The 12,745-nt window shown below is 58.3% G+C and carries 11 protein-coding genes; 9 read left to right on the forward strand and 2 right to left on the reverse strand.

Features of this window, described 5'->3' with window-relative positions; translation table 11 throughout:
* The first annotated feature begins 8 nt into the window (after window positions 1-8).
* From purS to purD, 8 genes are all read left to right on the forward strand, one after another.
* A complete protein-coding gene (purS, locus tag ABD76_RS26605) occupies window positions 9-251 on the forward strand; it encodes a phosphoribosylformylglycinamidine synthase subunit PurS (protein ID WP_197259939.1) in 243 nt (80 codons plus the stop codon).
* A 4-nt stretch (window positions 252-255) separates the two neighbouring features.
* The gene (gene purQ, locus ABD76_RS26610) at window positions 256-939 is read left to right on the forward strand and encodes a phosphoribosylformylglycinamidine synthase subunit PurQ (protein WP_197259940.1); all 684 of its coding nucleotides are present in this window, start codon (window positions 256-258) and stop codon (window positions 937-939) included.
* 67 nt (window positions 940-1,006) lie between these two features.
* Entirely contained in the window at window positions 1,007-3,253 is a 2,247-nt protein-coding gene (gene purL, locus ABD76_RS26615; RefSeq protein WP_197259949.1) for a phosphoribosylformylglycinamidine synthase subunit PurL, read from the forward strand.
* Window positions 3,238-4,710, forward strand: a complete 1,473-nt coding sequence (gene purF / locus ABD76_RS26620) for an amidophosphoribosyltransferase (protein WP_197259941.1) — start codon at window positions 3,238-3,240, stop codon at window positions 4,708-4,710. The genes purL and purF overlap by 16 nt, the downstream gene beginning before the upstream one ends.
* 187 nt (window positions 4,711-4,897) lie before the next feature.
* Complete coding sequence (purM, locus tag ABD76_RS26625; RefSeq protein WP_197259942.1) at window positions 4,898-5,938, forward strand: phosphoribosylformylglycinamidine cyclo-ligase; 1,041 nt, start codon at window positions 4,898-4,900, stop codon at window positions 5,936-5,938.
* Window positions 5,938-6,615, forward strand: a complete 678-nt coding sequence (gene purN, locus ABD76_RS26630; RefSeq protein ID WP_197259943.1) for a phosphoribosylglycinamide formyltransferase — start codon at window positions 5,938-5,940, stop codon at window positions 6,613-6,615. The genes purM and purN overlap by 1 nt, the downstream gene beginning before the upstream one ends.
* A 323-nt stretch (window positions 6,616-6,938) precedes the next feature.
* Window positions 6,939-8,486: a bifunctional phosphoribosylaminoimidazolecarboxamide formyltransferase/IMP cyclohydrolase gene (purH, locus tag ABD76_RS26635; RefSeq protein ID WP_197259944.1), complete on the forward strand. Its 1,548-nt coding sequence runs from the start codon at window positions 6,939-6,941 to the stop codon at window positions 8,484-8,486.
* 69 nt (window positions 8,487-8,555) lie between these two features.
* Window positions 8,556-9,854, forward strand: a complete 1,299-nt coding sequence (gene purD, locus ABD76_RS26640) for a phosphoribosylamine--glycine ligase (protein WP_197259945.1) — start codon at window positions 8,556-8,558, stop codon at window positions 9,852-9,854.
* Between the two features lie 144 nt (window positions 9,855-9,998).
* Here the strand turns inward: purD and ABD76_RS29045 are convergent, their stop codons facing one another.
* Together ABD76_RS29045 and ABD76_RS26645 are read right to left on the reverse strand one after the other, a co-directional pair.
* On the reverse strand, window positions 9,999-10,328 hold the full coding sequence (locus tag ABD76_RS29045) for a hypothetical protein (protein ID WP_206765820.1): 330 nt from the start codon (window positions 10,326-10,328) through the stop codon (window positions 9,999-10,001).
* Window positions 10,329-11,885: 1,557 nt separating this feature from the next.
* Complete coding sequence (locus tag ABD76_RS26645; protein WP_197259946.1) at window positions 11,886-12,269, reverse strand: hypothetical protein; 384 nt, start codon at window positions 12,267-12,269, stop codon at window positions 11,886-11,888.
* 180 nt (window positions 12,270-12,449) lie between these two features.
* On the opposite strand from ABD76_RS26645, the gene ABD76_RS26650 reads away from it, so the two are divergent.
* A partial coding sequence (locus ABD76_RS26650; RefSeq protein ID WP_197253959.1) for a transposase occupies window positions 12,450-12,745 on the forward strand: 296 nt, incomplete at its 3' end.

The raw sequence follows: 12,745 nt of genomic DNA on the forward strand, positions 1-12,745 counted from the left end.
AATTCACAGTGAAGGTAAAAGTGATTGTAACGACAAAGGCGAACGTGCTTGACCCTCAAGGCGCCGCGGTGGAGCGGGCGATGCATTCGATGGGGTATGAGGGCGTGGAGCATATGCGCATCGGCAAGTATATGGAATTCGAGCTGGCGGCGGCGAATGAAGCCGAAGCGAAGGAACAGGTCGAGCGGATCTGCAAGGTGCTGCTGTCCAATCCGGTCGTGGAAGATTACCGATACGAATTGGAGGCGTAGGGCGATGAAGGTGGCTGTGCTTGTTTTTCCGGGATCGAACTGTGATATGGATTGCGTGCATGCGGTCCAGGATACGATGGGGCTCGAGGCGGATCGCGTCTGGCATACGGCGACGGAGCTGGACGGCTACGATCTGATCATCGTGCCGGGCGGCTTCTCTTACGGCGATTATTTGCGCTGCGGCGCCATCGCCCGCTTCGCGCCGGTGATGAAGGCGGTCGAGCAGGCCGCGCGGGAGGGCGTCTATGTGCTCGGCATTTGCAACGGCTTCCAGATTCTCACGGAGGCCGGGCTGCTGCCGGGCACGCTGCGGCGCAATGTCGGCCTTCAGTTCCGCTGCCATGCGGCTCCGATTCGGGTCGCCCGCCGCGATACGCCCTTCACGGCCGAATACGGCGAGGGCGAAGTGGTCAACATCCCGATTGCTCATGGGGAAGGCAATTATTACTGTGACGAAGAGACCTTGCGCCGCTTGAAGGCGCGGGGACAGATCGTGTTCACTTATGAAGATAATCCGAACGGCTCGGTCGAGGATATTGCGGGCATCTGCAATGAAGCGGGCAATGTGCTCGGCATGATGCCCCATCCGGAGCGCGCGGTCAGCGCCTGGCTCGGTTCCGAGGACGGCAGCCGGATGTTCACGTCGATTTTGAACGCTTGGAGGGAGAAGCATGCAGTCAACGCGTAACACTACGACCGCCGTCTCGGCGGAACGGGCAGAACAGGAAGCGCGCCGGAAGCGGCAGTCGATGGAGATGGCCCGCGACAATATGCGGCGGGAGCCGTCTCCGGATCAGATTGCGGCCGAGCGGCTGTATGCGGGGATGGGCGTCACGGATGACGAGTACGAGCTTATCTGCGGACTGCTCGGACGCCGTCCGAACTATACGGAGATCGGCGTATTCAGCGTCATGTGGTCGGAGCACTGCGCGTACAAAAATTCGAAGCCGCTTCTGAAGCGGTTCCCGACGACGGGCGAGCGGGTGCTCGTCGGTCCGGGCGAAGGCGCGGGCATCGTCGATATCGGCGACGGCCAGGCCGTCGTGTTCAAAATCGAAAGCCACAATCATCCGTCCGCCATCGAGCCCTACCAAGGCGCGGCGACGGGCGTGGGCGGGATTATCCGCGACATTTTCTCGATGGGGGCCCGGCCGGTGGCCCTGCTCAATTCGCTGCGCTTCGGCAGCTTGAAGGAGGAGAGGGTCAAATATTTGTTCGAGCATGTCGTCGCGGGCATCGCGGGCTACGGCAACTGCATCGGCATCCCGACGGTCGGGGGCGAGGTCGTATTCGACGACAGCTATGCCGGGAATCCGCTCGTCAATGCAATGTGCGTCGGCTTGATCAACCATGAGGATATTCAGAAGGGCGTCGCCAGCGGCGTCGGCAACCCGGTCTATTATGTCGGTCCTCCGACGGGACGCGACGGGATTCATGGCGCGACGTTCGCTTCGGAGGAGCTGACGGCCGAGTCGGAAGCGAAGCGCCCGGCGGTCCAGGTCGGCGATCCGTTCATGGAAAAGCTGGTGATGGAATCCTGTCTGGAGCTGATTCAGTCCGGCATCGTGATCGGGATTCAGGATATGGGCGCGGCGGGACTGACCTGCTCCAGCGCCGAGATGGCGAGCAAGGCGGGCAACGGGCTGGAACTGGTGCTCGACGAGGTGCCGCAGCGGGAGACGGGCATGACTCCGTACGAGATGATGCTGTCCGAATCGCAGGAGCGGATGCTGTTCGTCATCGAGGAGCAGAACGAGCCGATCGCGATGGAAATATTCGAGCGCTGGGGCGTCATCTGCCGCAAGGTCGGGCGCGTGACGGACGACGGCCGCCTGCGCCTGCTGTTCGGCGGCGAAGTGGTCGCCGATATGCCGGTCCGCGGTCTCGTCGATGAATGCCCGGTCTATCACAAGCCGTCGCGGGAGCCGGCGAGCTATGCGGCCAACCAAGCGCTCGATACGGCCGGATACCCGGAGGTGACGGACGTCAACGCGGCGCTTCTGCAAGTGCTGGCCTCCCCTTCCGTCGCCAGCAAGGAATGGGTGTACCGCCAATATGACAGCATGGTGCGGGCCAGCACGGCGGTGACGCCGGGCTCGGACGCGGCGGTCGTGCTCGTGCGCGGAACCCGCAAGGCGCTCGCGATGACCACGGACTGCAACGGCCGCTACGTGATGCTCGATCCGCTGATGGGCGGACGCATTGCGGTGTGCGAGGCGGCGCGCAATATCGTATGCTCGGGCGCCGAGCCGCTCGCCATAACCGACAACCTGAACTTCGGCAATCCGGAGAAGCCGGAGAACTTCTGGCAGATGGAGCAGGCGGTCGACGGCATGGCGGAAGCGTGCCGCGTGCTGAATACGCCGGTCATCGGCGGCAATGTCAGCCTTTATAACGAAAATGCGCACGGATCGATCTACCCGACGCCGGTCGTCGGCATGGTTGGACTCGTCCATGACGCGGATCATATTACGACGCAAGGTTTCAAGCGCGAAGGCGATGCCGTGCTGCTGCTCGGCCGGACGAAGGCGGAGCTGGGCGGAAGCGAGTTCCAATCGGTCATCCATGGCGTGGCGGAAGGCCGTCCGCCGGAGGTCGATCTCGAGACCGAGCTGCGCCTGCAGCGGACGGTGCTGGCGCTCATTCAGGATGGCTTCGTGCAGTCGGCGCATGATGTATCGGATGGCGGGCTGGCTGCGGCGTTCGCGGAATGCTGCATCAGCGGCGGCATCGGCGCGAGTCTGGAACTGGCTGCGGCCGGTCTGCGGAATGATGTCGCGCTGTTCAGCGAGAGCCAATCGCGAATTCTGCTCTCGGTCCATCCGGATCGGGCCGAAGAGGTGACAGCGCGCTGCGCGGCAGCGGGCATCCCGGTCGAAGGGCTGGGACGGGTCGGCGGCGAGCAGATCGCCATTCGGGTCAACGGCAGTCCGGCTATCGATCTCCCGGTCCGGGAAGCGGAGCGGGTATGGAAGGATGCGATCCCATGTCTTATGCGATAAGCGGGGCTTATTATAACGAGGGCAGCGGCCGGGATGGCCCGTTCGACCGGTTGAAAGAGGAATGCGGCATTTTCGGCGTTTTCGGCTACAAGGAGGCGTCGACGCTGACGTACTACGGGCTGCACACGCTGCAGCACCGGGGCGAGGAGAGCGCGGGCATCTGCGTATCCGGCGGCGATTCATTCCGTTATCACCGCGGGATGGGGTTGGTGAAGGAAGTGTTCGACGCCGAGCGGCACGCGGAGCTGGAAGGCGATCGGGCGATCGGCCATGTCCGCTACTCGACGTCCGGCGACAGCCGGCTGGCGAACGCGCAGCCGCTCGTGTTCAAGACGCGGGACGGCGAGTTGGCGGTCGCGACGAACGGCAATATCGTCAACGCGCCGCAGATCCGCCACGGGCTGGAGCAGAAGGGGTCGATCTTCCAGACGACAAGCGATACCGAGGTCATCGCGCATCTGATTGCCCGCTCGGAGCATGATTTCGTGCAGGCCGCGAAGGAAGCGCTGAAGGAACTGGTCGGAGGCTTCGCCTTCCTGCTGATGACGAATGACCGGCTGCTGGCGGCATCCGATCCGCACGGGCTGCGTCCGATTGTGATGGGCCGCCTGGGCGACGCTTATGTGTTCGCTTCGGAGACATGCGCTCTGGAGGCGATCGGAGCGGAGCTGGTCCGCCCACTGGAGCCGGGCGAGCTGGTCGTCGTCGATGCGTGGGGCCACCGCTCGGAACGGTTCGCCCCGGGAGCGAAGCGCTCGCTGTGCGCGATGGAATTCATCTATTTCTCGCGTCCGGACAGTCAACTGCATGAGGTGAACTTGCACACCGCCCGCAAGCATATGGGGATGAGGCTGGCGGAGGAGGCGTTCGTCGAGGCGGATATCGTGACGGGCGTGCCCGATTCCAGCATATCGGCGGCGATCGGCTACGCGGAGAAGACGGGCATTCCATATGAAATGGGACTTATCAAAAGCAAATATACCGGCAGAACGTTCATTCAGCCGAGCCAGGAGCTGCGCGAGCAGGGCGTCAAAATGAAGCTGAGCGCCGTCCGGAGCGTCGTCGAAGGCCAGCGGGTCGTCCTCATTGACGACTCGATCGTGCGCGGCACGACGTCGCGCCGCATCGTCAACATGCTGCGCGAAGCCGGGGCGCGGGAGGTCCATCTGCGCATCGCCTCGCCGCCGTTCCGCCATCCGTGCTTCTATGGCATCGACACGCCGAAGAGCGAGGATCTGCTCGCTCATCTTCATACGGAAGAGGAGATGCGGAAGCTGATCGGCGCCGATTCGCTCGCCTTCCTGTCGAAGGAAGGGATGATTGAGGCGATTGGCGGCAGCTATGCGGATAAGCCGAGCGGCGGCTTGTGCCTGGCCTGCTTCGATGATGATTATCCGACGGAGCTGTTCGGCGCGCGCGCCGCGGCAGGCGTGGAGGCGGAATCTGTCCGCCGGTAAGGCCTTGTGGCCAAGCGGCTCATCAAGCGGCTCATCATGCGGCACATAGAGGAATCTACAGAGACATCAACACCAAGGAAGAAAAAGGACGAAGTGCCGGCAGACAGAGGATTGGAGCTGCGGAAATTGCAGGAGGAAGGCGCCCCGCTGTAGGCGGGGCGAACCGGAGAGGGGAGACGCGTACATTATGTCTGAAGCTTACAAGCAAGCCGGGGTTGACATTGCGGCAGGCAACGAAGCTGTGGAACGGATGAAAAAGCATGTGCAGCGCACATTCCGGCCGGAGGTGCTGTCGGGTCTGGGAGGATTCGGGGCGCTGTTCGGATTGGATGCGAAAAGATTTGAGGAGCCTGTGCTCGTCTCGGGCACCGATGGCGTCGGGACGAAGCTGATGCTCGCCTTCGCGGCGGAACGGCATGACACCATCGGTATTGACGCGGTGGCAATGTGCGTCAATGACATCGTCGTGCAGGGGGCCGAGCCGCTGTTCTTCCTCGATTATTTGGCTTGCGGCCAAGTGGTGCCCGAGCGCATCGAAGCGATCGTCAGCGGCATTGCCGAAGGCTGCCGGATAGCGGGCTGCGCCCTCATCGGCGGCGAGACGGCGGAGATGCCGGGGATGTACGCCCCGGGCGAGTATGATATCGCCGGCTTCAGCGTCGGCGTCGTGGAGAAGCGCCGCCTCATCACGGGCGAGACGATCCGCCCGGGCGATGTGCTGCTCGGCCTCGCCTCCAGCGGCTTCCACAGCAACGGCTATTCGCTCGTGCGGAAGCTGTTCCTCCAAGAGGCCGGCTATACCCTGGATGCACGCGTGACGTCGGACGGCCGCCCCCTGGCCGATGTGCTGCTCGAGCCGACGCGCATCTATGTGCGCCCGCTGCTGGAGCTGATGAAGCGGGTTACGGTCAAGGGTGCGGCCCATATTACAGGCGGAGGCTTCCTCGAAAATATTCCGCGCATGCTGCCGGAAGGCACGGCGGCGCAGATCGATTACGGCACATGGCCGGTGCCGGAAGTGTTCCGCCTCAGCCGCGAGATTGGAAGCTTGACCTGGATGGAACTGTTCACGACATTCAATATGGGCATCGGCATGGTCATCGCGGTTAATCCGGATGAAGCGGCTGCGGCGGAGGCCTGCCTGGCGGAGCAGGGCGAGGCGGTATACCGCCTCGGCGCGGTGACGGAAGGGGCGCGTCAGGTTCGGATTCCGGAGGTGGGCTGCTGATGCGCACAGGATATGAAGGGCAGGAGGCGGAGTACGCCGGCACGGGGGCGCTGCAAATCTCGCCGTCCGCAGGCACCTCCTTTCTGCCGCGCATTGCCGTGTTCGCTTCCGGCTCGGGCTCGAACTTCCAAGCGCTGGCGGAGGCGTCGCGGGCAGGGCAGCTCGGCGGGGAGGTCGCGCTGCTCGTGTGCGACAAGCCCGGAGCTCGCGTATTGGAGCGGGCGCGCGAAGCCGGCGTTCCGGCCGCGGTGTTCGAGCCAAAGCGCTATGAGAGCCGCGGCCATTACGAACGCGACATCCTGCGGACGCTGGGCCGGCATGGCGTGCAATGGATCGCCCTGGCCGGGTATATGCGGCTCGTCACGCCGGTGCTGCTGGACGCGTATGAAGGCCGCATTCTCAATATTCATCCCTCCTTGCTCCCGAGCTTTCCGGGCCTGCACGCGGTACGCCAGGCGCTGGATTACGGCGTGAAGGTAACGGGAGTGACCGTGCATCTGGTCGATGCCGGGATGGATACGGGGCCGATCGTGGCGCAGGAGGCGGTGGCGATTGCGGAAGACGATACGCTCGAATCGCTGCTCTCCAAAATTCAGGCGGTGGAGCACCGCATCTACCCGCAGGTGGTGCGGCGTCTGCTGGCCGGAGCTCATGTAGGCCAAGAGGACAAAACATGATGCAATGGCTTGCTTGAACCGTTTTATTGAGGAAGATGTCTTGCAACGACGGCTTCTATTGTCTTGGAAATGCTCTTGTGGTGGGCAGGAGGTTGTTGCAGGGGGCAAGATGAGTTGCAGGGGTTTGCACCTGGACGAGGGTTCTTTATCGCATTACAATGATAGCAGAGGGAAGTGTTTTTATGGATAGTAAAGAGAAATGTCCAGAAAACAGCGGCCGCTGTGAGGTAAACTCACTGTGATAATACGCGGCAGTTTTGGTTACATCGACGGAAGATAAGTTAGGGCTTGGCATCGCGATTTGAATTAAGGGAGAGAGCATAATGACGATTCGTAGAGCGCTAATCAGCGTATCCGATAAGACGGGGATTGTGGAATTCGCTCGCGCCCTGGCGGAAGCCGGCGTGGAGCTGATATCGACGGGCGGCACCAAGTCGCTGTTGGAGCGCGAGGGCGTTCCGGTTATCGGCATTTCGGAGGTGACCGGCTTCCCGGAAATTATGGACGGGCGCGTGAAGACGCTGCACCCGGCCGTGCATAGCGGGCTTCTGGCCGTTCGCGGCAACGCGGAGCATACGCGGCAGATGGAGGAGCTCGGATTGTCCTATATCGATCTGGTGGCGGTCAATCTGTATCCGTTCCAGGAGACGATTGCGAAGCCGGGCGTAAGCTATGAGGAGGCCATCGAGAATATCGATATCGGCGGACCGACGATGCTGCGCTCGGCAGCCAAGAACCATGCCGACGTGACGGTTGTTGTCGATGCGGCGGATTATGCGGGGGTGCTGGACGAAATCCGCCAGCAAGGAGATACGACGCTGGCGACGCGGAAGCGTCTGGCGGCGAAGGTATTTCGCCATACGGCGGCGTATGACGCGCTGATTGCCGATTATTTGACGAAGCAGACCGGCGAGGCATGGCCGGAGCGGCTCACCGTTACCTACGAGCTGGCGCAACCGCTCCGCTATGGCGAGAACCCGCATCAGGCGGCGGCATTCTACCGCCAGCCGCTGGCAGGGGCGGGCAGCGTCGCGACGGCCGAGCAGCTTCACGGCAAGGAGCTCTCCTACAACAATATCAACGATGCCAATGCGGCGCTTTCGATCGTGGGCGAATTCGCGGAGCCGGCTGTCGTGGCGGTGAAGCATATGAATCCGTGCGGCGTCGGCATCGGCGCTACAGTGGCCGAGGCGTACCGGAAGGCGTATGAATCGGACCCGACCTCGATCTTCGGCGGCATCGTAGCGGCGAATCGGCCGATCGATCGCGAGACGGCGGAAATGCTGCATGAGATTTTCCTTGAAATCGTCATTGCTCCCGATTATAGTCCGGAGGCGCTCGACATCCTCAAGCAGAAGAAAAATATCCGCCTGCTCCGCACCGGCACGGAGCCTGCGCCGTCGGAACGTAGACCGGCCCGCCAATTGACTTCGGTAGAGGGCGGATTGCTTGCGCAGGATACCGATGTGCATACGCTTGACCCGTCTTCCTTGAAAACGGCGACCGAACGGGAACCGTCGGCGCAGGAATTGGAGCAGCTTTTGTTCGGCTGGAACGTCGTCAAGCATGTGAAGTCGAATGCGATTGTGCTCGTCAAGGACGGCATGACGGTCGGCATCGGCGCCGGCCAGATGAACCGCGTCGGCGCGGCGCGCATCGCAATCGAGCAAGCTGGAGAGAAGGCGCGCGGGGCGGTGCTGGCATCGGATGCATTTTTCCCGATGGGCGATACGTTGGAGCTTGCCGCGGCGGCGGGCATTACGGCGGTCATTCAGCCCGGCGGCTCGGTGCGCGACGAAGAGTCCATTGAGGCGGCGAACCGAAACGGCATGGCAATGGTGATGACGGGCGTCCGTCATTTCAAGCATTAACAGGAGAAGGCAACAGGGCGGTCACGAATCGGTTGAAGCGGAGATAACAGGAACGGGGGACTTCATCACATGAAAGTATTGATCATCGGCACAGGCGGGCGCGAGCATGCGCTGGCATGGGCGCTGAAGCAGAGCCCGAAGGTCAGCCAGGTGCTGGTGGCTCCGGGCAATGCGGGGATGGAGGATGTCGCGGAGAGGGTTCCATTTCTGGCGACGGATTATAAAGGGATTGCGAAATATGCGCGCCACCATGACATCGATCTTGTCGTCGTCGGCCCGGATGATCCGCTGGCGGACGGTATCGTCGATGTGCTGCAGGCGCACGGGGTGCGGGTATTCGGTCCGGACCGGAAGGCGGCCGAGATTGAGGGCAGCAAGGTGTTCATGAAGGACCTGCTGCGCGCCTATGGGATTCCGACCGCCGCGTATGCCGCATTCGATGATGCGGAGGCGGCGAAGGAATATGTCCGCGGGCAGGCGATGCCGCTTGTCATCAAGGCAGACGGCCTTGCCGCCGGCAAAGGCGTCACTATCGTGCAGACCGTCGAAGAAGCGGAACAGGTATTGAATGAGGTGATGATCGAAGGCAAGTTCGGCGCCTCCGGCAGCCGGGTCGTCATTGAGGAATTCATGCAGGGGCAGGAAATGTCAGTGTTGGCGTTCGTGGACGGCGAGACAGTGCTGCCGTGCGTGCCTGCCCAGGATCATAAGCCCGCTTATGACGGCGATACTGGCCCGAATACCGGGGGAATGGGCACGTACAGCCCGCTGCCGCAGTTCCCGGAAGAGGCGTTCACGCGGGCGGTGGAGCAGGTGATCAAGCCGACGGTGCGGGCGATGGCAGCGGAAGGGCGCCCGTTCCGCGGCCTGCTCTTCGCCGGATTGATGATCACGCCGGATGGGGAGCCGAAGGTGGTCGAATTCAATGCCCGCTTCGGCGACCCGGAGACGCAGGTGGTGCTGCCTCGCCTGAAGACGGATCTGTTCGACGTGCTGTGGGCCTGCACCGACGGCACGCTGGATCAAATCGAACTTGAATGGCGCGACGAAGCCGCCGTATGCGTCATTGTTGCCTCCGAAGGCTATCCGGGCAGCTACCGCAAAGGCGATGTCATTACCGGGCTGGAGGAAGCGTCGAAGCAGGCCTTGCTCTTCCACGCGGGGACGGTTCGCGATCAGGACGGGACGTGGCGGACGAACGGCGGGCGGGTGCTCGGCGTCGTCGGACGCGGCCCGGATCTCGCGGCGGCGAAGGCCAATGCGTATGAGGCGGTGCGCCAGATTCACTTCGCCGGCATGCATTACCGTACCGACATCGCCGACAAAGCCAACCGCCCACTGGCGACCGGTTCTGCGGGGACCCTGTAGCTTGCCGTTATACCGAAATAATAACGGGCATGATTGGATAATTCCTTTTATGTGGACAATTCATTAGAGAAAGCCGTGACTCTTAACCCCTTACTTGAGGCTGTGGAGTCACGGTTTTTTCATTTCCGGGAGCGGCCAATTTTTTTATTCCATTTCGCGAACAGGCATGCGAATAGATGTTTTTAAGTTCTTATGCGCAGTCTCCCCGTTACTCAGGATCTGAATTTTCCCGGTCCTTTTCACCTTGTAAGAATGAAATCTTTCCATGCTGGTATTGGGGCTGTAACGCTGTCTTGAACAACAGATTGTTGATCCGGTGAAGGATTTGGCCTGCTTGAAAAGATCGCGGAGAAACACGATTTTTTCGAGTGCAGCAACATCGCTAATCTCCGCTCGCAGGCCTGATGCAAATAGGTCTTTCAAACTCTTATGGGCAATCTCCCCATTACTCAGGATCTGATTCTTTCCCGTCATTGATCCCTTGCAGATTGAACCTTTCCTTGTTGGTGTTGGAGCGTAAACCGCTGTCAGGACTAGCTATTTATAGCCTAGTAAAATTGTGGCTGCTTGAAAAGAAGCTCTACAAAAGAGTGGTAGGTGAAGAACGTAATGGCGTACCCGGCTGTACCTGACTATCTGGGATACTGGACCAAAGGGCATAGGGATTAACGAACCTGACTGGTTGGGCTACTGAGCAAAAGGGGATTGGAAGGTACGATCCTGCCCGGATGGGATACTGGAGCAAAGAGGATTGGAAAGGTCGATCCTGCCCGGATGGGATACTTGAGCAAAGGGGATTGAAAGGGACGAACCTGCCCGGATGGGATACTGGAGTAAAGGGGATTTGAAGAGACCGAACCTGCCCGGATGGGATACTAGGGCAAAGGGCGAAGGCGGGAGTTGCCGTATCCGGACGCAACCCGGTTCTGTTGGAGCGGCGAAGGCCAATGCACATGAGGCGGTTTGTCAGATTCACTTCGTTGGTATGCTTTACCGGGCCGACATTGAGGACAAGACGAACCGCGAGCAGGCAGCGGGCTCGGCTGGCAAGCTGTACTCAATTGTATTTCCATTGTTGGTGGACAATTATCGGTGCTTCTCTGCTCTGCGCCAAAATTGTTACGTTAGCATGTAGCCGGCATTGCGAATACATATGATATGGTTCTCGTCATAATACAACAAGCGAAATTCGACTCGCGACAGCGATATAATAACTCCACGGTTCATGAGAACCTCATGTTCAATGTCCAGGCATATGTTATCACTAAGTTGAATGTGTATGATACTGGGCTTCATAAGTTCACCCCTATGGCGGATGATCTGGTTATTTGGTGATATCAGCGATATGTCGGTATTGAGATGCGGGTCTTTTGCCTATATTAGACTTTCATGTAGGAATTAGTCAATCGTTATGGCACATATGCTTTTTATTGGGTTCCCGTTTGTGGAATGTCTCCGTATATGCAAGCTGAGTCCCCCAAATATACCCAGATGATGCAGGCACACTGGAGGACTCCTACTCTATTCGTTAAAGTTTTTTTTGAGGATATTCTTTAATGCCAACCCGATAATGAGTAACAAGGCGAATATTGAACCTAATGTCATATAGTAGTAGTCAATTGTATTTTTTGTGATTAGGATAGTGAAAAATTTGGAATCAAAGATACCAATTCCTGAGATTCCGGCACAAATGAAAAGAGTTTTAAGCGTTTTCAGCAGTTTGATTTTCATTTTTCTCATCAATCACATGCGCAATTATCGCAAATTAATTTGGTTGCCACGGTACACACAAGACCGCCAACTCCTCCGAATGCTGCACCTGCAAGGGTACATGCCACAATAGAAGCCCACTCGCATTCCTCTTGGCTGCTGTTAGTACGATTACTGTTTTTCAGTTTTGTCAGTTCTTCAACTGTTGAGTTGACTATTGTGCCGCTATTTTTATGGATAACTTTAACGGATTCATTCTTATCAATATTCAGCTGATAGGCATCAATTAATAAATCCCTATCAATATCGCATTATAAACCATCATTTACCATGAATATCAACCGATTCAAAGCCAACTGTGTATACGTTATAGCGTTCTTGAATTTTTCCTGAAAAAAATGCTCCCTTAAAGTTTTCCCTTGATAGTTTTTTATCTGGGCCGGAAAACGAAATGGCTTCTTCGTTAAGTGAAAGATTGCCGGTGAGCTTCTCTATTATTTTATTATCATTAACTGTAAAAAATTCCGAGCTGTGATTTTCAACATATTCCCCTAAACTGTGGATATCATTCATTCGAATGGTTACATCATCATAGCCATTAGCGATACCTTCGTCCAAACCTACCGTTACGATCGTCAGCATTGAGAAAACCAACACTAAGCTCAAAAAAGTTTTAAACATGGAATTATGGATCATTGCAATCATACCTCCTTCAATTTTACCATGCTGGATTGGTTGTAATCCACAAATATTTACAATATTATCCTAACATAATTGTTTCGGGTTGAATCTTTAAAAGTCCGGTGAAAAAGTCCGCTTAAACAGGTCTTTCCCATGGTTTTGTCGAATTTGTACTGTAACAAATAATCGAGAGAGTGATTGAACATGAAAGCCTATAAGTCATCGGCTGTCCAGCCTCAGATGTTTCAATTCGTGGATATGGATGAACTCGTGCCGAAAAAGCACATCCTGCGTCAAATCAACGAGGCGCTTGATTTATCCATCGTCCATGATTGGGTAGCGCCGCTATATACGGAACGCACCGGTCGCCCGGCGGCTGACCCGGAGCGAATGGTTCGACTGATGCTGCTTTCGTATTTGTTCAACCACTCCGAACGGGAATTGTATCAACTGCTGCCCATGCATGCGGGCTATTTGTGGTTTTGCGGACTGGATTTCGA

Source organism: Paenibacillus dendritiformis (assembly GCF_015845845.1).
GTDB classification, from domain to species: Bacteria; Bacillota; Bacilli; order Paenibacillales; family Paenibacillaceae; genus Paenibacillus_B; species Paenibacillus_B dendritiformis_C.

What these genes read in the sequence shown, in the direction of transcription:
- purQ (WP_197259940.1), top strand. Translation starts at nt 256, where the DNA reads ATGAAGGTGGCTGTGCTTGTTTTTCCGGGATCGAACTGTGATATGGAT.
- purL (WP_197259949.1), top strand. Translation starts at nt 1,007, where the DNA reads ATGGCCCGCGACAATATGCGGCGGGAGCCGTCTCCGGATCAGATTGCG.
- purF (WP_197259941.1), top strand. Translation starts at nt 3,238, where the DNA reads ATGTCTTATGCGATAAGCGGGGCTTATTATAACGAGGGCAGCGGCCGG.
- purM (WP_197259942.1), top strand. Translation starts at nt 4,898, where the DNA reads ATGTCTGAAGCTTACAAGCAAGCCGGGGTTGACATTGCGGCAGGCAAC.
- purN (WP_197259943.1), top strand. Translation starts at nt 5,938, where the DNA reads ATGCGCACAGGATATGAAGGGCAGGAGGCGGAGTACGCCGGCACGGGG.
- purH (WP_197259944.1), top strand. Translation starts at nt 6,939, where the DNA reads ATGACGATTCGTAGAGCGCTAATCAGCGTATCCGATAAGACGGGGATT.
- purD (WP_197259945.1), top strand. Translation starts at nt 8,556, where the DNA reads ATGAAAGTATTGATCATCGGCACAGGCGGGCGCGAGCATGCGCTGGCA.
- ABD76_RS29045 (WP_206765820.1), bottom strand. Translation starts at nt 10,328, where the DNA reads ATGACGGGAAAGAATCAGATCCTGAGTAATGGGGAGATTGCCCATAAG.
- ABD76_RS26645 (WP_197259946.1), bottom strand. Translation starts at nt 12,269, where the DNA reads ATGATTGCAATGATCCATAATTCCATGTTTAAAACTTTTTTGAGCTTA.